The sequence below is a fragment of the Microbispora hainanensis genome (assembly GCF_006874475.1).
Classification (GTDB): Bacteria; Actinomycetota; Actinomycetes; order Streptosporangiales; family Streptosporangiaceae; genus Microbispora; species Microbispora hainanensis.
In genome coordinates this window covers 1-20,326 of record NZ_VIRM01000071.1, presented here as the reverse complement: position 1 = coordinate 20,326, position 20,326 = coordinate 1, and the positions used below count along the sequence as shown (strand labels likewise).

Genomic DNA, 20,326 nt, shown 5'->3' with positions numbered 1-20,326 from the left:
CTTGTCAGTGCAGCTCAGGCCGGGGGATGCGTGCGGAAGGCGCGGATGGCGGCTTCGGTGACGATCTCGTAGGTCTTGCCGTCGGGCAGATGACCGGCACGTTCCAGGCTGAGCGCGCCCTGCGCCGCGGCCCACAGCGCGTCGGCGATCTTCCTCGGCTGGGTGGGCACGAGGTGACCGGCGGAGATGCAGTCGGCGATCACCCGGTCGACGATGTTGAGCGCGGCCCGCGCGAGCGTGCGGGCGCGCTCGCTCGGCACGAAGCCGGGGATGGCCCGCTCGAACATGAGGCTGTAGTAACCGGGCTCGGCCAGCGCCGCCTCCCGGTAGGCGGGACCGAGCAGGCTCAGGTGCTCCAGCGGGTCGCTGCGGTGCGGCACGGCCTCCAGCCTGCGCCGGAACCGCTCGAAGCCCTCCAGATAGAGCGCCTCGGCCAGGCCTTCCTTGCTGCCGAACATCGTGTAGATGACCTGGGTGGAGCAGCCCGCCTCGGCGGCGATCCTGCGTACGGTGAGACTCTCCGGCCCGGCCTTGGTGAGCAGGTCGTTGGCGACGTCGAGAAGACGGGTGCGCAGCTCGTCGTAGTTGCTGCGATGGCCGCGTGCGTAGGCACCCTGAAGACCGAGCGGCGCCGGCGTACCCATCAGCGACGAGCCCTTCTCATATTGGGGGTCCCGCGACAGACCCGGATGATGACTTAACCATGCCGCTCGCCTTTCAAACCGCGATGAAACAGAAAACATCATGAAATTGCCGCGCATCTGTGACATCAGGGAAGTTGTCCATGATGGCGTGGTGGGGGGTGCCGGTTGGCCCGTCCGGAGTAACGACCGGCTCACACCAGGTGGCATAGCGTGAAGACATGGACGTAGGCCGCACTTCCGAACCCCGCCCCTTCTGGCTCGCCGGGCGCCCCGCGACGGGAGACGCCGAGCAGGCCGTGACCAATCCTCACGACGGCCGGGTCGTCGGCGTCCACTCGGTGCCGACCCCCCAGCAGGTCGAGCAGGCCGTGGCCGCCGCCGACGCCGTGCGCAAGCAGGCCGCCGCGCTGCCCATCCACGTACGCGCCGAGGCGCTGGCCCATGTGGCCCGGCGGCTGACCGAGCGCGCCGAGGAGATCGCCCGCCTGATCAGCGCGGAGAACGGCAAGCCGATCTTCTGGGCCCGTGGCGAGGTGGGCCGCGCCATCTCCACGTTCCGCTTCGGCGCGGAGGAGGCCCGCCGCTTCAGCGGCGAGGTGCAGCGGCTCGACACCGAGGCGGCGGCGCAGGGACGGCTCGCCTACGTCTCGCGCGTGCCGTACGGCCCGGTGCTGGCGATCACGCCGTTCAACTTCCCGCTCAACCTGGTGGCCCACAAGGTGGCTCCCGCGATCGCCGTGGGCGCGCCGATCGTGGTCAAGCCCGCGCCCGCGACCCCGCTGTCGGCGCTCGTCCTCGGGGAGATCCTGGCCGAGACCGACCTGCCGGAGGGCATGTTCTCCGTGCTGCCGGTGCCCAACGACCGGGCGTCCTCCCTGGTGGAGGACCCGCGGCTGCCGGTCATCTCCTTCACCGGCTCCGGCCCGGTCGGCTACTCGATCATGGACAGCGTGCCGCGCAAGCACGTCACGCTCGAACTCGGCGGCAACGCCGCCGCGGTCGTGCTGGCCGACGCCGACCTCGACTGGGCGGCGAGCCGCATCGCGCTGTTCTCCAACTACCAGGCGGGGCAGAGCTGCATCGCGGTGCAGCGGGTGATCGTGGAGGACGCGGTCGCCGACGCGTTCACCGACAAGCTCGTCGCCGCCGTCGGCGCGCTCGTGACCGGCGACCCCGCGGACGACAAGACGCAGGTCGGTCCGCTCGTCAGCGAGGACGCCGCGATCCGCGTCGAGAGCTGGGTGAACGAGGCTGTCACGGCCGGGGCGCGCCTGCTGGCGGGCGGCACCAGGGACGGCTCGGCCGTCGCCCCCACCGTGCTGGCCGACGTGCCCGCCGACGCCAAGGTGGCCTGCGAGGAGGTCTTCGGGCCCGTCATGATCGTGCAGCGGGTCGCCTCGGTCGACGAGGCGTTCGCCGCGGTCAACGACTCCCGCTATGGCCTGCAGGCCGGGGTCTTCACCCGCAGCCTGGACGTCGCCTTCCGGGCCAATCGCGAGCTGGAGGTCGGCGGCGTCATCATCGGCGACGTGCCGTCCTACCGGGCCGACCAGATGCCGTACGGCGGGGTGAAGGAGTCGGGGGTGGGCCGCGAGGGGCTGCGCTCGGCCATGGAGGACTACACCTACGAGAAGGTCATGGTGCTCAGCGGCCTCACGCTCTAGAACCAGGCGTCCGAGGGGCCCGGGGGACTGCCGCCCCCGGGCCCCTCGTTTTCGCGGAGGCCCCGTTCAGAGGAGACTCAGCGCCTTGGCGAGGCCGGGGTCGCGGCCCTGGGCCAGATCGAGGGCCGTCATGGGGGCGTAGTGGTCGACGGGGACGCCGACGGTGTCGATGATCTCCCGGGCCGGGCCGAGGTGGCGGACCCTCGGCAGCAGCAGCACGCTGTTGTCGTCGAGAAGGTACGCCTCGGCCGGCCCGGAGACGGCCCCCGCGGTGCGGGTCCCGACGAGAGTGCCCAGGCCGTTGTCCTTCACGGCCGCGCTGAAGTCCTCACACGCGGAGGCGCACGCGCGGTCGGTGAGCACGACCAGGCGCAGCCCGAGCAGCGGCACGGTGTCGTCGGTGCGGTTGGCCGTGCAGTCACCGGTGAGCGGGCAGAAGTAGCTCGTGACCGTGCCGTGGGCGAAGGCGCCGAGCAGCCGGGTCACCTCGCGCGGCGACCCGCCGCCGTTGCCGCGCAGGTCGATGACGGCGGCCTTGGAGGTGTCCTTCAGCGCGGCGATGACCTGGTCGGCCGCGCCCTCGAAGAATCCGGGCACCGCGACGTAGGTGACGCCGCCGGGGAGCCTCTTCGACGTCACCGCCCGCTCCTGCTCGCGGAGGGGACCCTCGGTGAGCTGCACGGTCCGCACGCGTCCCGTCGTGGGACGCTTCAGCGTGAGCCGTACGGTGCGGGAGGCGAACACCTCGATGAGGCTCTGGTTCACCTGTCACCGATGAACGCCGGGATGCCGTCGACCTTCTCGACGATGTCGCCGGGCCGGATGCCGGCCTTGTCCGCCGGGCTCCCGGGCAGGATGCGGGTGATGAACAAGGGAGGCCGGGCGGCCGGGTCGAGCTGCGGGCCCTGTGCGGCCGACAGGCCGGCGATGCCCGTCCCCACCGGCCCGCCCGCCGGCGGGGGAGTGATCTTCTCCACCCGGGCGTGGTCGTCGTGCAGCCCCGCGACCATGCCGGTGATCGCCGCGTGCAGCGCGCCCGGGTCGCCGGCGCCGATCATGCCGGCGAACGCGGCCCAGTCGGACTCGCGGTTCCCCGTCAGCGCGGGCAGGCGGAGGCCGGCCTTGTCGGCCCCGCGCCGCATCAGCTCCCGGGTATAGGCGGCGAGGGCGTCCCGCAACAGCACCTTCGAGTCCAGCGCGGGCCCGCCGTAGTAGTTGTCCAGCACGCACTCGTACGCCTGCCGGAGCGTGTTCACCGACGTCGGCGGCGCGGACTCCGGCGGCGGCGCGGTTATCCGGGCACACACGCCGCCCGCGTCGGCCCGCGTGATGCCGGCCTGCGCGGCGGGGGCCGGGGGAGCGGCGGACAGGGCGGCGGCCGTCAGCAGGACGGCGGCGGGAAGAGTTCTGATCATGCCGGTCAGCCTGGCCGCCGGCGGGTTGCACGGCCGTGAACGACACCGTTAACGCCGCTGTTACCCCGCTTCGGATACGAAGCTCGCATGCGGATTCTCGTGGCCGAAGACGAGCGCGATCTGGCCGACCTCGTCGCGATGGGCCTGCGCCGCCAGGCCATGGCGGTCGACGTCGTGTACGACGGGACGGCCACGGCCGAGCGGCTGGCGGTCAGCGACTACGACGTCCTCGTGCTCGACCGCGACCTGCCCGGGCTGCACGGCGACCTCGTGTGCCGCGAGCTGGTCGCGCGCGGGAGCCGTACGCGGATCCTCATGATGACGGCGGCGTCGTCGGTGCCGGAGCGGGTCGCCGGGCTCGGCATGGGGGCCGACGACTACCTGCCCAAGCCCTTCGACTTCACCGAACTGGTCGCGCGGGTGCGGGCGCTGGGCCGGCGCAGCCGCGACCAGGTGCCCCCGGTGCTGACCCGGCACGGGATCGTGCTCGACACGCATCGGCTCCAGGCGTCCAGGGACGGCCGGCACCTGCACCTGTCGCTCAAGGAGTTCGCCGTCCTGGAGGTGCTCATGCGGGCGGAGGGCGCGGTGGTGAGCGCCGAGCGGCTCCTGGAGGAGGCGTGGGACGAGAACGCCGACCCCTTCACGACCGTGGTGCGGGTGGTGGTAAGCCGCCTGCGGGCCAAGCTGGGCGACCCGCCGTGCATCCAGACCGTCCCCGGCGCCGGATATCTGCTGTGACGACGGTCCGGGTAAGGCTGACGCTGATCTATTCGGGGCTTTTCCTGCTCACCTCGGTCGTGCTGCTGGTCATCGTCAACACGCTCCTGCGCCAGGCGCTGCACGCGCGGATCGAGCGCCTCGTGGCGCCGCTGCCGGGCCAGGCGCCGGTGGCCTCGGCGGCCCCGGCTGGTGGGAACGGGTTGGAGCCGCTCCCGCCCCTGTCCGAGCTGGCGAGAGACCTGATCCACTATCAGTGGGACGTGAGCGCGCTGGCGATCGGGGTCCTGACCCTGGTGTCGGTCGTCGTGGGCTGGCTGATCGCGGGACGGATCCTGCGGCCGCTCCACCGGATCACCGCCACGGCGCAGCGGCTGTCCCTGTCCACCCTGCACGAGCGGATCGCCCTCACCGGGCCGCGCGACGAGCTGAAGGAGCTGGCGGACACCTTCGACGCCATGCTCGACCGGCTGGAGCGCTCGGTCGAGGGGCAGCGGCGGTTCATCGCGAACGCGTCCCACGAACTGCGGACCCCGCTGGCCGTGCAGCGGACGGCGATCGAGGTCGGCCTCCCCGAGGACGTCGGGGAGATCCGTGACACGCTCCTGGTCCACAACCACCGCATCGAGGGCCTCATCGACGCCCTGCTGGTCCTCTCCCAGGCCGAGCACGGCCTGCAGAAGCGGGATCCCGTGCCCTTCCACGAGGTCGTACGGCTCGTCCTGGCCGAGACGGACACGGTGACGGACGCGGTGACGGTGACGGCGCGCGTCGAGCCGTTCCTCGTCCACGGCGATCCGGTGCTGCTGAACCGGCTCGTCACCAACCTCGTCGACAACGCCGTGCGTTACAACCACCCCGGCGGGTCGGTCGAGGTGACGCTCGCCGGGGGTGTGCTGACGGTCCGCAACACCGGCCCCGAGGTGCCGGCCGAACGCTTCGGCGACCTCTTCGCGCCCTTCCGGCGTCTGCACACGACGCGAGGGCAGGGCGCGGGGCTCGGGCTGTCGATCGTCGCGTCGATCGCGGCGGCGCACGGGGCCGCCGTCGCGGCGCGCCCGAATCCCGGCGGCGGCCTCGATGTCGCCGTGACGTTCCCGGCGGGCGTCACATGACAGCGGCCGCCTCATGACCGGCCGCCTCATGACCGGCCGCCTCATGAGAGGTCGCCCCAGGACATGGGGCGTGGTCAGGGACGGGGGCGCAGGCCGTCGAAGAAGACGTCGAGGGCGCGACGGCGCAGTTCGTCGCTCCACTCGTCGCGTTCGGCCGCCAGGCACACCCCGCACAGCAGGGCCAGCAGTTCGGGCGTCCGGAGGTCGGGCCGCACCGCGTCCGCCTGCTGCGCGGCCGTGAGTAGCCGCCCGATCGCCTGCCTCATGTCGCGGCTGACGTCGGCCGTCCCGGCCTTGGGGTCGGCGCCGGACCCGGCGAGCAGGTCGGCGGCGGTCTTCTTCTGAGTCGCGTGCACCACGATCCGCTCGAGGAATGTGAAAAAGGCCGTGCCCGGATCCGGCGAGGGCCTGTCCGCCTCCGCGAGGAGCCGTCGCGTACGGTCCACGATCACCGCCTGGTAGAGCGCCTCCTGGGTGGGGAAGTGCCGGTAGATCGTGCCGAGCCCCACTCCTGCCTCCCCGGCGACCGCGCGCACGGACGCGGACGTCCCTTCGCGGGCCAGCACGGCTTCGGCCGCGTCCAGGATGCGCTCCCGGTTGCGCTGCGCGTCCGCACGCCGGGGCCTCACTTCGCCGGTCATCGTCCTCCTCGTCACGTTTGACAGCCGGAACACGTGTTCCGTATCGTCCCCGAATCAACCGGAACAGATGTTCCTGATACTACGGGGTGATACGTGATGGACTACGCAACGCTCGGCCGTTCGGGACTTCGGGTCTCCACGGCATGCCTCGGCACGATGAACTTCGGCGCGCCCGGAGGCTGCGACGAGACGGAGGCCACCCGCATCGTGGACGCCTTCCTCGAGGCGGGCGGGAACGTCATCGACACCGCCGACGCGTACACCGGCGGCGAGGCGGAGCGGATCGTCGGGCGGGCCGTGCGGGGCAGGAGGGACGAGGTGGTGCTCGCCACCAAGGCGTTCCTGCCGCAGGGCCCCGGTCCCAACGACCGCGGGCTGTCCCGGGCCCACCTCACCAGGGCGCTGGAGGACAGCCTGCGCCGGCTCGGGACCGACCACATCGATCTCTACCAATGCCACCATTGGGACGACTCGACTCCGATCGAGGAGACCATGGCGACCCTGGACGGGTTCGTACGGTCGGGCAAGGTGCGGTACATCGGCTGCTCGAACTTCACCGCGGCCCAGATCGTGGAGGCCCAGTGGGCCGCGCAGCGGGCGGGCGGGACGCCGTTCGTCAGCCTCCAGCCGGAGTACTCGCTGGTGGCCAGGGGCATCGAGGCGGAGATCCTGCCCGTCTGCCGGCGGCACGGGCTCGGCACGCTCGTCTGGTCGCCCCTCGGCGGCGGCGTGCTCAGCGGGCGCTACCGCAGCGGCGAGACCCCCGGAGCCGACACCCGGCTGGGGCGGCTCATGGCGTCGCCCATCCCCGCGGCCCGCACCTGGGCCGAGGGCTTTTTGACCGAGCCCAACCTCGCGATCGCCGGGCACGTCGCCGACGCCGCCGCGGAGCTCGGCGTCGCCCCGGCGGCCGTCGCGCTGGCCTGGGTGCGGAGCAGGCCGGAGGTGACCTCGGTCATCGTCGGCCCGCGCACGCTCGACCAGCTGCGCGGCAACCTCGCCGGGCTCGACCTCGTCCTGCCGCCCGACGTCGCCGCCCATCTCGACGAGATCTCCCGCTGACGGAGTGTGAACAGCGGTGGCCGTGGTGTACGACACGCGGCGTAGGGCAGCGGAACGTCCGCGGACATGCCGGCCAAGCGAACGGGACGCCTGAAATGTCGGAAGCATCACCCCAGGTCGGGGAGCATCCCGACGGAATCGAGTTGCTGCGCCGGACGCCGGGGCTGAAGGTGCTGGACGACGATGACGACGATCCCGTCCTCGTCCGCGCCGACGGCGGCCCGGTGGACACCTGGCGGGAGCACTACCCGTACGACCACCGGATCTCCCGGCAGGAGTACGACCGGCACAAGCGGCTGCTGCAGATCGAGTTGCTGAAGCTGCAGTATTGGCTGAAGGACACCGGCGGGCGCCTGGTCATGCTGTTCGAGGGACGGGACGCGGCCGGCAAGGGCGGCACCATCAAGCGCTTCATGGAGCACCTCAATCCCCGCGGCGCGACCGTGGTGGCGCTGGAGAAGCCCAGCGAGCGCGAGCGCGGCCAGTGGTACTTCCAGCGGTACGTCGCCCATCTCCCGGCCGCCGGCGAGATCGTGCTGTTCGACCGCTCCTGGTACAACCGCGCCGGAGTCGAGCGGGTCATGGGCTTCTGCACTCCTGAGGAGTACATGGAGTTCATGCACCAGGCGCCGCTGTTCGAGCGGATGCTCGTGCGCGACGGCATCCGCCTCGTCAAGCTGTGGTTCTCGGTGTCGCGGGCCGAGCAGCGCACCCGGTTCGTCATCCGCCAGGTGGACCCCGTGCGGCAGTGGAAGCTGTCGCCGATGGACGTCGCCTCGCTGGACCTGTGGGACGAGTACACCCGGGCGAAGGAGGACATGTTCCTCAACACCGACACCGAGGACGCCCCCTGGACGATCATCAAGAGCAACGACAAGAAGCGCGGCAGGCTGGAGGCGATGCGCTACGTCCTGTCCCTGTACGACTATGACGACAAGGACGCCTCGGTCGTGGGCGAGCCCGATCCCCTGATCGTCCGGTCCGCCGCCGACATCGTGGACGAGGACAACGCCGAGCCGCTGTCGCCGTTCTGACCCCCGTCTTCTTCCCGTCCGTCATCCCCGCTCGGCGGTGCGGAACAGGTCGCGTACGGCGGAGCCGAAGTAGGGGCCGTACATCGTGCGGTGATCGTTGCTGTACTTGAAGCTGCTGACGGACGTCAGCGTGCCCCGGCCGGAGGCCGGGTCGAAGCCGCTGAGCCAGGGCCCGCCGCTGGCCCCCGCCGTGAGGTTGCAGCGCAGGCCCTGGTCGCGGGTCTGCCCCTGCGGGTCGCCATGGGGGACGCCCGCGCAGTAGAGCAGCCGCTCGCCGTCGTACGGCGGATCCGCGGGGAAGCCGAATCCGTAGGTCCGGCGGCCCCGGGGCGGGTCGAAGGCGATGGGCTGCCCGCCCACCAGGTCGGTCAGGTGCTGCCCGCCGAGGTCGTCCACGGCGACCATGCCCACGTCGTAGTCGTCGTTCCCCGACCGCGACCAGGGCCCGGCGACGAACATCCGACGTGCGGGGAAGGCACCGTACGGCTGCCGCCCGCCGTCGTATCCGGGGACGAACGTCCAGTTCTCCGCCCAGTCCCCGGTGCCGTCCTTGACGCAGTGCCCGGCGGTGACGACGAGGTCCCTGTTCGCGCTGCGCACGGCGCTGGCGGAGCAGGAGAAGTCCACTCCGTTCAGCGTGAGGAAGACCCTGCCGGTGGTCCTCGTCACGGAGCCGCCCGCCGCCCAGCGCGTGCCGCTCGTCGTCGCCGGGGGCATCGCCGCCGCCTGCCGGGTCCTGGCCGTCTTGCCCGTTCTGGCCGTCTTGCCCGTTCTGGCGGGTCCGGTGGAGCCGTGCGCCGCCTGGCCGGGGGCGAGGACCGCTCCGGCGGCCGGCAGCAGGGCGGCCCGGGCGACAGGCGGCAGCACCGATGCCGGGGGAGCGGCCGGCGCCGGCGCCGAGGGGGTGCCGGGCCGCGCAGTGGTGATCTTCTGCAGGCCCCCCAGCAGCCCGATCGGGACCGCGCCCGCCATCCGCTGCGGCGTCCAGTAGGTCTCGGAAACGTGCCCGGCCACGTGCTCCACGACGTCTCCCACGGGGGAGACGTCCCGGTGGGGGGCACTCAGGAGTCCGGTGACGAGGGCGGTGACGGCAAGCAAGGGGAGGCTCGGAGTCATGGCTCCCGAGTGTGGACCACCCGACGTGTTCTTGCCGCTACTTTGCGTGAATCAGGTGAGGGCCGTCTTCTGGGCCGCGTTGTAGACCGCCTCGGCCTCCGGGCCGAAGTAGGGCCCGAACATCCAGTAGGACGCGAAGTTGTACTTGAAGCTGTTCACCGAGTTGAGCAGGCCGCTGCCGGTGCGCGTGTCGAACCGCACGAACCACGGGCCGCCGCTGGCGCCGCCGGTCATGCCGCAGCTCAGCCCCTGGTCCTGTGAGCTGAGGTAGTCGTCGAACGTGCGCCCGCCGCAGTAGACCAGCTTCGATCCGTCGTACGGCGCGCCCGCGGGGTAGCCGAACGCGTACGTCTGCTGCCCGCGCGGCTGGTTGAACGCGACGCCCTGGCCGCCGACGACGTCGGTGAGGCTCTTGCCGTCCTGCGGCGCGACGACGGCGGCCGCGATGTCGAAGTTCATGTTCTCGCCGGAGTTCCACTGGGGGGTGGTGAGCAGGGTGGTCGCCGGCCAGGTGCCGTTGGGCCGGCTGCCCTGGTCGTAGCCGGGGACGAAGACCCAGTTGGCGTGGAAGGCGCCGTTCAGCTTCACGCAGTGCCCCGCGGTGATGACCACGCTCTTGTTGGCGCTGGTGACGGCGGTGCCCGAGCAGGAGGCGTTGCGCCCGGCGTCCGATCCGGCCGTGACCGTGAAGAACACCCTGCCCGTCGTCTTCGCCACGGTCCCGCCCGCGGTCCAGGACGAGCCGGAGGTACGCGACGAGGGCCGAGCCGCGGCGGCGGTCAGGGTGGCGGCGGCGGTCAGGGTGGCGGAGGCCGGCGTGGGGGAGACGGTCGTGGACCGCGCCGCGGCCGCACCGGAGGCCGCGGCGAAGTGGCGGTCGCCGGTGCCGGGGGCGTCCAGCGGCTCCGCGGCCTCCATGCGCGCGGCGGTCCAGAACTTCTTGACCGTGCGCTGTTCCTTCGCCGTGTCGGCCGCCTCGTGCACGGCGGGCCGGGGACCCGCGGCCGACCGCGTGACGGTTCCTGTCCCGGTCGCCGCGGCGCCGTGTGCGGCGGGGAGCATCGCCCCCGCCGCGGCGAGGGCGGGGACCGCGAGAACGGCGAGACGTCGTGCCCTGGGGTGCATGCTCGGCTACCTCCGTGTCGGGATGTCCTGACGCGGGAAAGTAGCGATGCCTTCAACCGGATTTCTCACGATCTGCCGATACGGTTATGGGCAGATTCGGGCATATATGTGCTTGTTTCTCCCCAGCCTCTTTGGGCGCGGCGCTCATCCCCTCGGCGCCTGTCCCCTCGGCGCCTGTCCCCTCGGCGACCGATCCGCGTACGGGCCGCGTGCGGGCGCGTGCCGTTGCGGGCCCGCCGGCCGTCTCGGAGACAATGAGGGAATGAGCTCCCAATCCCTGCCGCAGCCCCGGTCTGTCGTCGTGCTGGGTTCGACCGGCTCCGTCGGCACCCAGGCTCTGGACGTCGTCGCCAACGCCCCCGGACGGTTCCGCGTGACCGCGCTCGCCGCGGGCGGCGGCCGGGTCGACCTGCTGGCGAGGCAGGCGGCCGACTTCGATGTCGAGGCGGTGGCGGTGGCCGACCCCTCGGCTGTACCGGCGCTGCGCGAGGCCCTGGCGGCGGCGGGCGCGCGGGCGCGGGTGCTGGCGGGGCCCGAAGGGGTGGCGGAGATCGCGGCGTCGCCCTGCGACATCGTGCTCAACGGCATCACCGGAGCCCTGGGGCTGACCTCCACGCTCGCCGCGCTGGAGGCGGACCGGGTGCTCGCGCTGGCCAACAAGGAGTCGCTGATCGTGGGCGGCCCGCTGGTCAAGCGCCTGGCCGGGCCGGGGCGGATCATCCCCGTGGACTCCGAGCACTCCGCGCTCGCCCAGTGCCTGTGGGCGGCCGGTCCTGCCGGGGCCGACCCGGCGGCCGTACGGCGGCTGGTGGTGACGGCGAGCGGAGGCCCGTTCCGGGGCAGGAAGCGGGCCGAGCTGACGGACGTGACCCCCGAGATGGCGCTCAACCACCCGACCTGGAGCATGGGGCCGGTCATCACGGTGAACTCGGCGACGCTCGTGAACAAGGGCCTGGAGGTGATCGAGGCCCATCTGCTGTTCGACATCGGGTTCGACCGGATCGAGGTGGTGGTCCACCCGCAGTCGATGATCCACTCGATGGTGGAGTTCACCGACGGCTCGACGGTCGCGCAGGCGAGCCCGCCCGACATGCGGCTGCCGATCTCGCTCGCGCTGGCCTACCCCGAGCGGGTGCCCGGCGCGGCGCGGGCGGTCGACTGGACCACGGCCCACACCTGGACCTTCGAGCCGCTCGACGACGAGGCGTTCCCGTCGGTCGGGCTGGCCCGTCACGTGGGCGCCCTGGGCGGCACGGCGCCGGCGGTCTACAACGCGGCGAACGAGGTGTGCGTGGAGGCGTTCCTGAAGGGCGCCCTGCCGTTCCTCGGCATCGTGGACACGGTGGAACGCGTGGTGGCCGCCCACACCCCCGGCCCGGCGGCGTCCGTCGAGGAGGTCCTCGCGGCGGACGCCTGGGCGAGAGCGCGGGCGGCCGAGCTCACAGCCTGAGCCGATCCTCGACGCGACCCGGGTCAGGCGGGCCGCGCCGAGGCCGGTCGGGTCAGGCCGTCGAGCAGGTCAGCGTCGGGGTGCCGCTGCTCGATCCGTTGGCCAGGAAGCCGAACGTGGTCGAGGCGCCGGCGCCCACGCTGCCGTTGTAGCTGACGTTCCTCACGCTGATCTCGCTGCCCGACTGGCTGAGCGTGCCGTTCCAGACCTGCGTGATCGTGCTCCCGCTCGGCTGGGTCCATCTCACCGTCCAGCTGCCGATGGACGAGGAGCCGGCCGTCACGGTGACCTCACCCTGGTATCCGCCGCCCCACGAGCTGATGACCTTGTAGGTGGCCGAGCAGGCTCCGCCGTTGCCGCCGGGGGTCGGGCTCACCGTGGGGCTGACCCGCGGGCTCGGCGACGTGTTCGGCGAGGTGCCGGGCGACGGGGAGACGCGCGGGCTGGGAGACGGGCTGACGGGCGGGTTGCCCGTGCCGCCGACGCCGGTCACCTCGCCGTTGCCGCCGTCGAAGACGACGTCGGAGCAGCTGTAGAACGTCTCGTTGCTGTCCGAACGCTGCCACACGGTGTAGATGATGTGGCGGCCGCTCTTACCCGAGGGCAGGCGGGCGTTCCAGTAGTAGTGGCCGTCCTCGGTGCCCACCGAGCCGACGCTCGGCGGGTCGGTGACGCTGTCGAACGGCGTCGACTCCAGGTCGCTCCACGCCAGTGCGCGGGTCGGGCTCCAGGAGTCCTTCGTGATGTACGACCGGAACGTGCCCGGGTGCGCGGCCCACTTGTTGTACTTGAACTGGACGGTCGCCCCGGAGGTCAGGTGGGTGACCGGCCAGTCGTCGCGGGCGAGGTCGAAACCGCTGAAGTCGTAGACGACCGCGCCGCCGCTGCACAGCTGGCCGTCCGGGATGAAGCCGGACATCCGGCCCGCGCCGTCCGAACGCAGCACGGCGAACCAGTTGTACAGCGCGTTGGTGCCGCTCTTGGCCACCGCGGCCGCGCAGGCGGAGTTCTTCGGCTGGATGGCTCCGCTTGAGGTCGTGCCGTCCTTCCAGCACAGGTAGGTGCGGCTGCCGGGCATCATCGGAGCGCCGTGCGCGGACGCCGGGGAGGCGAGCACGACGGCGGAGACGAGGGCGGACAGCGCGGCGACGATCAGTGCGATCGTCGCTGTCGACAGTTTTCTTCGTGGTCTACCCACGGGCTACCCTTTCGCGTGGTCATGGCTGCCGCACTCGTGGTGCAGCACGGCACCGCCGACGGCGCGAGCACGTCGGCCCGGGGGGACAGCCGTTGACTTACCGACCAGGTGGTGCGAGAGCGCTCACGCGATTCGGACTCTAGGTCGGCCTCCGCCGCCTGCCCACCCGGGCGATGGCCGCCGCGCCCGTCCTCGCAGGTGGCGGCTCTTCCTTCGGCTGCGGGTCATGAAACCTTCATTCGTCGTGAAAAGCTTTCGGGCCGCCCGGCGTCGCGGCACTCCTTAGACTGGGAGGGCCCCCACCGGGCGTCGCCTATTACAACAAGGTGCAGAAATGTCTGTTGATCTCGGGATTCCCGCCGTACGGACCCAGCCGATCGCCAAGCGGCGGGTGTCACGTCAGATCATGGTCGGCTCGGTCCCCGTCGGCGGGGACGCGCCGGTCTCGGTGCAGTCGATGACCACCACCCTGACCGCCGACGTCAACTCCACCCTGCAGCAGATCGCCGAGCTCACCGCCGCCGGCTGCCAGATCGTCCGCGTCGCGGTCCCCTCGCAGGACGACGCCGACGCGCTGCCGGCCATCGCGAGGAAGTCCAAGATCCCGGTCATCGCCGACATCCATTTCCAGCCCAAATACGTCTTCGCGGCGATCGACGCCGGATGCGCGGCCGTCCGGGTGAACCCCGGGAACATCAAGAAGTTCGACGACAAGGTCGGCGAGATCGCCCGCGCGGCCTCCGACGCCGGCGTGCCGATCAGGATCGGCGTCAACGCCGGCTCGCTCGACCCGCGCCTGCTGCAGAAGTACGGCAAGGCCACCCCCGAGGCCCTGGTCGAGTCGGCGCTGTGGGAGTGCTCCCTGTTCGAGGAGCACGGCTTCCGCGACATCAAGATCTCGGTCAAGCACAACGACCCCGTCGTCATGATCCAGGCCTACCGGCTGCTCGCCCAGCGCTGCGACTACCCGCTGCACCTCGGCGTGACCGAGGCGGGGCCGGCCTTCCAGGGCACGATCAAGTCGGCCGTGGCGTTCGGCGCGCTGCTGGCCGAGGGGATCGGCGACACCATCCGGGTGTCGCTGTCGGCGCCTCCGGTCGAGGAGGTCAAGGTCGGCACGCAGATCCTCGAGTCGCTGGGCCTGCGCGAGCGCGGCCTGGAGATCGTCTCGTGTCCGTCCTGCGGCCGTGCCCAGGTGGACGTCTACACCCTCGCCGAGCAGGTGCAGGCCGGGCTGGCCGGGCTCAAGGTGCCGCTGCGCGTGGCCGTGATGGGCTGTGTGGTCAACGGACCCGGCGAGGCCAGGGAGGCCGACCTCGGCGTCGCCTCCGGCAACGGCAAGGGCCAGATCTTCGTGAAGGGCGAGGTCATCAAGACCGTCCCCGAGTCGCAGATCGTCGAGACCCTCATCGAGGAGGCCCTGCGCCTGGCCGAGGAGATGGGCGTCGACGTGGACCTCGACGACGAGGACGCCGGTCCGGAGGTCGTCGTCCGCTGACCCGGGCGTTACAGATCGCAATGCTCTGACTACACAATGGCAATGAACGGGTAGTACGGACCGTACCCGGTCGATCACCTCGCGAAGCTGTCCTCTGCTGTCAGGAAGCAGAGGAGCAATGCCGGTGAAGCGGGTCGTTGGTGTGGTCGCGGGCATGGCGACGCTGGTCGCCGGGCTGGTCGGGCCGGAAGGGGTGGCGGCCGGATCGGACCGGCCGGGGCACTGGGGGCCGCCGCAGCGTCCGCTCGAATGGAAGCAGTGCCCGCCCGAGAAGAAGTCGGACTCCGGCGGCCTGCTCGGGCTCGGCTCGGCCCGGCCGATCGGATCGATCGAGCCTTTCGCGTCGACCGAGTCGTCCGGGCCGGCTCGCCGGGCCGGCCGGCGGGAGCCGGTGCAGGAGTGCGCGGAGCTGCGCGTCCCGCTCGACTACCACGAGCCGTACGGCCAGCAGATCACCCTGTCGCTCAACCGCATCAAGGGCACCGTCTCACGTGACGGCAACCACCTCGGCACGCTGCTGGTCAACCCCGGCGGACCGGGTGGCGAGGGGCTCAGCCTGGCCAGATATGTCGCGGCCCGGCTGCCCAAGGAGGTCGCCGCCCGGTTCGACATCGTCGGGTTCGCCCCACGCGGGGTGGCGCCCAGCCAGCCCGCCATGTCGTGCGTGGACCCGGCCCGCTTCTACGCGCCGCCCCGCCCCGACAACGTGCCGAAGAACGACGCCGAGGAGCGGGTGCTGATCGGCCGGGCCAAGCAGTACGCCGAGGGGTGCGGCAACCGCTGGGCCTGGTTCCTGCCCTACCTGACCACCGAGAACTCCGCCCGCGACATGGACTCGGTGCGCGCGGCGCTCGGCGAGCAGAAGATCAGCTATCTCGGCTACTCGTACGGCACCTACCTGGGGGCGGTCTACGCCACGCTGTTCCCGCAGCGGGTGCGCCGCCTCGTGCTCGACAGCGTGGTGGACCCCGACGGTGTCTGGTATGAGGCCAACATCGCCCAGGACCGCAGCTTCGACCGGCGGCACCGCGACTTCCTCGCCTGGGTGGCCGAGCACAACGACGTCTACAAGCTGGGCACGACCCAGGCGACGGTGTCCTTCGCGTGGTACTCCATGCGCTCCCGCCTGCGGGACAGGCCCGCGGGCGGTGTCGTGGGCCCGAGCGAACTGGACGACGTCTTCTCCAACGGCGCCTACAGCGACCGCCTCTGGCCCTACCTGGGCTCCGCCTTCTCGTCGTACGTCCGCAACGGCGACTCCTCGGTCCTGGTGAAACTGTTCCGCGCGCAGGCCGAGATCGACGCGGAGGAGGAGAACTCCTACGCGGTCTACCTGGGCGTGGAGTGCCGCGACGCGGCCTGGCCCCGGTCGTGGGACCGCTGGCGGGCCGACACCCGCAGGGAGCACGCCGAGGCGCCGTTCATGGCCTGGCCCAACGCCGTCTACAACGCGCCGTGCGCCTTCTGGCCCGAGAAGGGCGGCACCCCCGTCAAGGTGGGCACGCCGCACCTGCCGCCCATCCTGCTGGTCCAGGCCGAGCGCGACGCCGCCACGCCGTACGCGGGGGCGCTGCGCATGCGCAGCCTGTTCCCGACCTCGCGCCTGCTCGTCTCGCACGGCGGCAACCACGGCGTGTCGCTCGCCGGGAACGCCTGCGTCGACCGGCAACTGGCGGCCTACCTGCGCGACGCGGTGCTGTCGCCGCAGCGCAGGGGCAAGCGGGGCGCCGACGCGACCTGCCCGGGCGAGCCGGAGCCGCGGGCCAGGCTGATGAAGGTCGCGGAGGGTGCGCAGGGAACGGCGTCCCACACCTCCGCCACACGGCCGTGAGCACGGCCCGGCCGATACCTCCCAAACGCTGACCGTTCGCGTAGGCTGGGCCCGTGATGCTGCGAACATCGGCGTCGCGCGTGCTCGACGACAGCGATCGTGACGAGGTGCTGGCACTCCTCGACACCGATCCGGTCGCCAATGTGTTCGTAGCGGCCCGGGTCAGGGCCGTCGGCCTCAGCCCTTCACGGCTCGGCGGTCAGATGTGGGGCTACGGACCCCGCGGAGGGCTGGTTTCCCTGTGTTACGCGGGCGCCAACCTGGTGCCCGTGAACGCCACCCGCGAGGCCGTCCACGCGTTCGCCGACCGGGCGCGCAAGCAGGGCCGTCGCTGCTCGTCCATCGTCGGCCCCGCCGGTGCCGTGGAACAGCTCTGGGAGCGGCTGGAGCCGCACTGGGGCGGTGCCCGGGCGATCCGGTGGGCCCAGCCGGTCATGGCCACGAGCTCCGCGCCCGCCGTCGACCCGGACCCGCTCGTACGGAGGGTCCGTCCCGAAGAGTTCGGCATCCTGCTGCCCGCCTGCGTGGCGATGTTCACCGAAGAGGTGGGCGTCTCACCGGACAACGGCGACGGTGGAGCGCTCTACCGGTCGAGGGTCGCCGAGCTCATCCGCATCGGCCGGTCGTACGCGCGGATCGACGACGGCCAGGTGGTCTTCAAGGCCGAGATCGGCGCGGTGACGCCGCAGGCGTGCCAGATCCAGGGCGTGTGGGTCCACCCCGACCTGCGCGGACGCGGCCACGCCGCGGCGGGCATGGCCGCCGTGGTCGAGCAGGCGCTGAAATACTTCGCGCCGGTCGTCACCCTCTACGTGAACGACTTCAACCTCCCGGCCAGGACCGTCTACCGCAAGGTGGGCTTCCAGGAGGTCGACACGTTCATGTCCGTGTTGTTCTAGCCCCGTCCTGGGACTGGGACTCCGGTCCTGGCTCTCTTTCGTTCCTGCTGGGCTTTCAGCGCACTACCCCGTGCTGAGGCCGGCCTGCGCCGGTCGCACCAGCCGGGTCAGCAGGCGATCCAGCTCGGCCGCCGGGTCGCCGGTCAGCCCGGCATGCACCGGCCCGGTCTGCACGACCGTGCTGCGCGGCGCGGTGAGCCAGCGGAACCGGGCGCCCAGCGGCTCCCCGCGCAGGGGGCCCGCCTCCTCGCCACACGCCCGCTCGTAGGCGGCCAGCGCCAGCCGTACGCCGGGCAGGTCCACCGGCACGCCCAGCGCCAGCAGCCGGGCCTCGTCCAGCTCCACCCGTGCGCACAGGTAGCCGCGCGGCTGGCAGTAGAGGATGACCCCGGCGTTGACCAGTTCGCCCCGCTCCACGCTGGGCACCACGCGGATCACCGCGTACTCGTAGACGTCGCTCATCGGCCGCCCTCCCGCGCCGCACGCCAGAAGCCGCCGATCGTCGCGCTCGGCCCACCCGGGCGCGGAGCCGGAGCGGCGGGGTCGGGGAGCCAGTCGCGGGGCCCGGCGACCCGGGCGAGCAGGTGCTCGACGTAGGCCTGCCGTACGGCGTCCGCATCCGCGAAGCCCGGCTCGTCCTCCAGCCACTCGTCCGGCACCAGCGCGGTCACCTCGTTCAGCAGCGGCCGGGTGACGAGCCCGGCCAGGTCGGCGTCGGCCTGCTCCAGTTTCGTCGCGAACGGCGCGAGCACGTGGTCGCGGCCGTCGAACCGGCGGCGCGGGTCGGCCGTCGGCCAGTTGTGGTGGAACCACAGGGCTGCGCCGTGGTCGATCAGCCACACCCCGCCGTGCCAGACGAGCAGGTTCGGGTTGCGCCAGCTCCGGTCCACGTTGTGGACGAACGCGTCGAACCACAGCACCCGGGAGGCGAACTCGGCGTCGGGCTCCCAGGCGAGCGGATCGAAACCGAGCGCTCCGGGCAGGAAGTCGATCGCGAGGTTGTGCCCGGCGCTCGCCGTGAGCAGGTCCTGGATCTCCTCGTCCGGTTCGCGGACGCCGAGTTGCGGGTCGAGGTCGATGACCTTGAGCTCCGGCGTGGCGAAGCCGAGCCTCCTGGCGAGTTCGGCGCAGACGATCTCGGCGACGAGCACCCGCCGGCCCTGTCCCGCGCCGCGGAACTTCACGACGTACGTGCCGAGGTCGTCGGCTTCGACGACTCCGGGCAGCGACCCGCCCTCGCGCAGGGGCGCGACATACCGGGTCGCCGTGATCTGTTCGAGCACGGAAGGAAGGTTACCGGCAGGGCCGGCGGGCGCTCCCCTCCTCGCGCCCGCCGGCCACCTGGGCGGCTCAGCCGGGCCGGCTGGGTTCTGGCCGGCTCAGCTCGGCGGGCTCAGTTGGCCTTGCTCGGCAGCCACCACATCCGGCCCTCGGCGACGTCGTGGTAGACGTCGAGCAGATCCATGCCGGTGGTCTTGCTGCGCGACTCGGCGGCGGCCCAGGCGTACACGCCGCGCGCGATCGAGCCGTGCTCCTGCTGGACCCGCATCGCGTAGACGAGGGCCCTGATCTCGTGCACCTTCCGGTTCTCCGGCTCGGCCTGCGCGGCGAGCTCGGCGAGCTGGCAGGCCAGGCGCAGGTCGCCGTCGGCCGCCGCGGCGACGGCCCGGCCCGCGACCGACGCCGCCCCTGCCGACAGCTCGGCGACCGCGCGGGCGAACACGGCGTCCGGTGCGGGTTTGAGGTTGGCGGGGTTGCCGTCGTGCCAGCCGCCGTGCAGCCGCCAGATGTTGCGCACGATGAACTCGGGCTCGTCGTGGCGCTCGCGCAGGTAGGGCCGCCCGGCGAGCGCGGGCGGCGGCTTGACCGAGTGCAGGATCTCGTCCAGGCGCGCGCCGGCGTTCATCAGGTCGAGCGTCTGCTCGACCAGGCTGTCGAGATAGTCGGCCGTGTCGGTGAGCGCCCGGCGCACCCGGGCCGGCCCGCGGATCGGCAGCCCCCGCCCGGGGAGCAGCAGGTCGGCGTCGAGTGCGGCCATGGCCCTCAGCGCCACCGCCCAGTCGTCCGGATAGCGCTGGATCCGCTGCGGGTGGCCTGCACCCGGGACCGACCACGCGAACAGGTCGCCGGTCATCAGCACGCCCCGCTCGGGCAGGAACGCCCAGGTGGCGTCGTCGGTGTCGCCGCAGGCATGGGTGAGCTGGAAGGTGACGTCCCCCAGCGACAGGGACAGCCGGTCGCGGTAGGTCAGGTCGGGGAGCCGCTGCGGCGGCGGCCAGACCAGCCGGGGCAAGCCCTGCTCACGCAGGTCCACCACCGCGTTGTACCCGGCGGTCCTGCCCTGCTGGGCGAGTCTGTGGGCCAGCCTTTCCTGCGCCACCACCAGCGGGCGGGGGCCCGGCTCGGCGTCGAACTCCTCCATCCCCGCCAGCCGGTCGGCGCGGCTGCGGGAGAAGATCGCATATTTGAGCGGTTCGGACGACCACTTCCTGATCGCACGGTACGACTGCTCGGCCTCACGGGCGTCGCCCGTGTCGAAGAGGCCCAGCCCGTCCTCGCCACGGACCACGTACACGTTGCCGCACGCCGGCCACATCGCCACGCCGTAGGCGATCTCCTGCACTCCGTCGCGGCGCAGTTCCGCGTAGGGCACGTCCTCGGGGCGCACCGAACCACGCCAGACCTCGTCGGCGTACGAAAGGATCGGTGATTCCATGTCAAGAGCCTGATCCTCCGGGCGGACGGTGCACAGTAGGGAGATCCCTAATGTCCATCCCGGCCCCGCACCCCGCCCCGTACGCCCGCGTGGGCCGCGTAGGCGGTGTAGGCCCGCGGCTCAGGGGTCAGTGCGCAGTTCCACCACCCCGCAGCTCACCATCCCGCAGCTCACCATCACCCGCGCAGTCCACCGCCG

At 71.9% G+C, this 20,326-nt stretch carries 19 protein-coding genes; 9 read left to right on the top strand and 10 right to left on the bottom strand.

All coding sequences use genetic code 11. The annotated features are described in order from the left end of the window. Positions 1–14 precede the first annotated feature (14 nt). Entirely contained in the window at positions 15–644 is a 630-nt protein-coding gene (locus tag FLX08_RS36395) for a TetR/AcrR family transcriptional regulator (protein WP_142624811.1), read from the bottom strand. 218 nt (positions 645–862) lie between these two features. On the opposite strand from FLX08_RS36395, the gene FLX08_RS36390 reads away from it, so the two are divergent. After that, positions 863–2,308, top strand: coding sequence for an aldehyde dehydrogenase family protein (locus FLX08_RS36390; protein ID WP_142624810.1), 1,446 nt, complete (start codon positions 863–865; stop codon positions 2,306–2,308). A gap of 66 nt (positions 2,309–2,374) precedes the next feature. Here the strand turns inward: FLX08_RS36390 and FLX08_RS36385 are convergent, their stop codons facing one another. Next, positions 2,375–3,073 (bottom strand): S41 family peptidase, encoded by a 699-nt coding sequence (locus FLX08_RS36385; RefSeq protein ID WP_142624809.1) that lies wholly within the window; start codon positions 3,071–3,073, stop codon positions 2,375–2,377. Continuing rightward, positions 3,070–3,723 (bottom strand): PDZ domain-containing protein, encoded by a 654-nt coding sequence (locus FLX08_RS36380; protein WP_142624808.1) that lies wholly within the window; start codon positions 3,721–3,723, stop codon positions 3,070–3,072. The genes FLX08_RS36385 and FLX08_RS36380 overlap by 4 nt, the downstream gene beginning before the upstream one ends. 87 nt (positions 3,724–3,810) lie before the next feature. Between FLX08_RS36380 and FLX08_RS36375 the strand changes: the two genes are divergently transcribed. Both FLX08_RS36375 and FLX08_RS36370 read left to right on the top strand, forming a co-directional pair. Beyond that, positions 3,811–4,464: a response regulator transcription factor gene (locus tag FLX08_RS36375; RefSeq protein WP_142624807.1), complete on the top strand. Its 654-nt coding sequence runs from the start codon at positions 3,811–3,813 to the stop codon at positions 4,462–4,464. Then, positions 4,461–5,558: a sensor histidine kinase gene (locus FLX08_RS36370; RefSeq protein ID WP_142624806.1), complete on the top strand. Its 1,098-nt coding sequence runs from the start codon at positions 4,461–4,463 to the stop codon at positions 5,556–5,558. Before FLX08_RS36375 ends, FLX08_RS36370 begins: the two co-directional genes overlap by 4 nt. Positions 5,559–5,632: 74 nt before the next feature. Here the strand turns inward: FLX08_RS36370 and FLX08_RS36365 are convergent, their stop codons facing one another. Then, a complete protein-coding gene (locus FLX08_RS36365; protein WP_142624805.1) occupies positions 5,633–6,199 on the bottom strand; it encodes a TetR/AcrR family transcriptional regulator in 567 nt (188 codons plus the stop codon). Positions 6,200–6,295: 96 nt separating this feature from the next. Between FLX08_RS36365 and FLX08_RS36360 the strand changes: the two genes are divergently transcribed. Together FLX08_RS36360 and ppk2 are read left to right on the top strand one after the other, a co-directional pair. Continuing rightward, on the top strand, positions 6,296–7,261 hold the full coding sequence (locus FLX08_RS36360) for an aldo/keto reductase (protein WP_142624804.1): 966 nt from the start codon (positions 6,296–6,298) through the stop codon (positions 7,259–7,261). Positions 7,262–7,356: 95 nt separating this feature from the next. Further along, entirely contained in the window at positions 7,357–8,295 is a 939-nt protein-coding gene (ppk2, locus tag FLX08_RS36355) for a polyphosphate kinase 2 (protein ID WP_142624803.1), read from the top strand. Positions 8,296–8,316: 21 nt separating this feature from the next. Here the strand turns inward: ppk2 and FLX08_RS42660 are convergent, their stop codons facing one another. Then, positions 8,317–9,411: a trypsin-like serine peptidase gene (locus tag FLX08_RS42660; protein ID WP_244313145.1), complete on the bottom strand. Its 1,095-nt coding sequence runs from the start codon at positions 9,409–9,411 to the stop codon at positions 8,317–8,319. Positions 9,412–9,462: 51 nt separating this feature from the next. Continuing rightward, positions 9,463–10,536 carry a trypsin-like serine peptidase gene (locus tag FLX08_RS36345; protein ID WP_142624802.1) on the bottom strand — a complete coding sequence of 358 codons (1,074 nt, stop codon included), beginning with the start codon at positions 10,534–10,536 and terminating at the stop codon, positions 9,463–9,465. Positions 10,537–10,798: 262 nt separating this feature from the next. Between FLX08_RS36345 and dxr the strand changes: the two genes are divergently transcribed. Continuing rightward, the gene (dxr, locus tag FLX08_RS36340; RefSeq protein ID WP_142624801.1) at positions 10,799–11,986 is read left to right on the top strand and encodes a 1-deoxy-D-xylulose-5-phosphate reductoisomerase; all 1,188 of its coding nucleotides are present in this window, start codon (positions 10,799–10,801) and stop codon (positions 11,984–11,986) included. Between the two features lie 52 nt (positions 11,987–12,038). On the opposite strand, the gene FLX08_RS36335 is transcribed toward dxr, so the two are convergent. Continuing rightward, positions 12,039–13,184: a lytic polysaccharide monooxygenase auxiliary activity family 9 protein gene (locus FLX08_RS36335; RefSeq protein WP_208761893.1), complete on the bottom strand. Its 1,146-nt coding sequence runs from the start codon at positions 13,182–13,184 to the stop codon at positions 12,039–12,041. Positions 13,185–13,518: 334 nt separating this feature from the next. Here FLX08_RS36335 and ispG point away from each other — a divergent pair, with 334 nt between their 5' ends. The 3 genes from ispG to FLX08_RS36320 all read left to right on the top strand — a co-directional run bounded on the left by ispG (position 13,519) and on the right by FLX08_RS36320 (position 17,412). Then, entirely contained in the window at positions 13,519–14,682 is a 1,164-nt protein-coding gene (gene ispG / locus FLX08_RS36330) for a flavodoxin-dependent (E)-4-hydroxy-3-methylbut-2-enyl-diphosphate synthase (protein ID WP_142624800.1), read from the top strand. A 124-nt stretch (positions 14,683–14,806) separates the two neighbouring features. After that, entirely contained in the window at positions 14,807–16,513 is a 1,707-nt protein-coding gene (locus FLX08_RS36325; RefSeq protein ID WP_244313144.1) for an alpha/beta hydrolase, read from the top strand. A 56-nt stretch (positions 16,514–16,569) separates the two neighbouring features. After that, on the top strand, positions 16,570–17,412 hold the full coding sequence (locus FLX08_RS36320; RefSeq protein WP_142624826.1) for a GNAT family N-acetyltransferase: 843 nt from the start codon (positions 16,570–16,572) through the stop codon (positions 17,410–17,412). Positions 17,413–17,475: 63 nt separating this feature from the next. Here the strand turns inward: FLX08_RS36320 and FLX08_RS36315 are convergent, their stop codons facing one another. The 3 genes from FLX08_RS36315 to FLX08_RS36305 all read right to left on the bottom strand — a co-directional run bounded on the left by FLX08_RS36315 (position 17,476) and on the right by FLX08_RS36305 (position 20,128). Next, positions 17,476–17,874 carry a DUF3037 domain-containing protein gene (locus FLX08_RS36315; protein ID WP_142624798.1) on the bottom strand — a complete coding sequence of 133 codons (399 nt, stop codon included), beginning with the start codon at positions 17,872–17,874 and terminating at the stop codon, positions 17,476–17,478. Beyond that, on the bottom strand, positions 17,871–18,695 hold the full coding sequence (locus FLX08_RS36310) for a HipA family kinase (RefSeq protein ID WP_142624797.1): 825 nt from the start codon (positions 18,693–18,695) through the stop codon (positions 17,871–17,873). The genes FLX08_RS36315 and FLX08_RS36310 overlap by 4 nt, the downstream gene beginning before the upstream one ends. 110 nt (positions 18,696–18,805) lie before the next feature. Beyond that, entirely contained in the window at positions 18,806–20,128 is a 1,323-nt protein-coding gene (locus tag FLX08_RS36305; RefSeq protein ID WP_142624796.1) for an alkyl sulfatase dimerization domain-containing protein, read from the bottom strand. Positions 20,129–20,326: the final 198 nt, after the last annotated feature.

Bases quoted from the DNA above. Each gene is read 5' to 3' on its own strand.
- dxr (WP_142624801.1), top strand. From the start codon at position 10,799: ATGAGCTCCCAATCCCTGCCGCAGCCCCGGTCTGTCGTCGTGCTGGGT.
- ppk2 (WP_142624803.1), top strand. From the start codon at position 7,357: ATGTCGGAAGCATCACCCCAGGTCGGGGAGCATCCCGACGGAATCGAG.
- FLX08_RS42660 (WP_244313145.1), bottom strand. From the start codon at position 9,411: ATGACTCCGAGCCTCCCCTTGCTTGCCGTCACCGCCCTCGTCACCGGA.
- FLX08_RS36390 (WP_142624810.1), top strand. From the start codon at position 863: ATGGACGTAGGCCGCACTTCCGAACCCCGCCCCTTCTGGCTCGCCGGG.
- FLX08_RS36320 (WP_142624826.1), top strand. From the start codon at position 16,570: ATGCTGCGAACATCGGCGTCGCGCGTGCTCGACGACAGCGATCGTGAC.
- FLX08_RS36345 (WP_142624802.1), bottom strand. From the start codon at position 10,536: ATGCACCCCAGGGCACGACGTCTCGCCGTTCTCGCGGTCCCCGCCCTC.
- FLX08_RS36380 (WP_142624808.1), bottom strand. From the start codon at position 3,723: ATGATCAGAACTCTTCCCGCCGCCGTCCTGCTGACGGCCGCCGCCCTG.
- FLX08_RS36315 (WP_142624798.1), bottom strand. From the start codon at position 17,874: ATGAGCGACGTCTACGAGTACGCGGTGATCCGCGTGGTGCCCAGCGTG.
- FLX08_RS36360 (WP_142624804.1), top strand. From the start codon at position 6,296: ATGGACTACGCAACGCTCGGCCGTTCGGGACTTCGGGTCTCCACGGCA.
- FLX08_RS36395 (WP_142624811.1), bottom strand. From the start codon at position 644: ATGGGTACGCCGGCGCCGCTCGGTCTTCAGGGTGCCTACGCACGCGGC.
- ispG (WP_142624800.1), top strand. From the start codon at position 13,519: ATGTCTGTTGATCTCGGGATTCCCGCCGTACGGACCCAGCCGATCGCC.
- FLX08_RS36305 (WP_142624796.1), bottom strand. From the start codon at position 20,128: ATGGAATCACCGATCCTTTCGTACGCCGACGAGGTCTGGCGTGGTTCG.
- FLX08_RS36365 (WP_142624805.1), bottom strand. From the start codon at position 6,199: ATGACCGGCGAAGTGAGGCCCCGGCGTGCGGACGCGCAGCGCAACCGG.
- FLX08_RS36375 (WP_142624807.1), top strand. From the start codon at position 3,811: ATGCGGATTCTCGTGGCCGAAGACGAGCGCGATCTGGCCGACCTCGTC.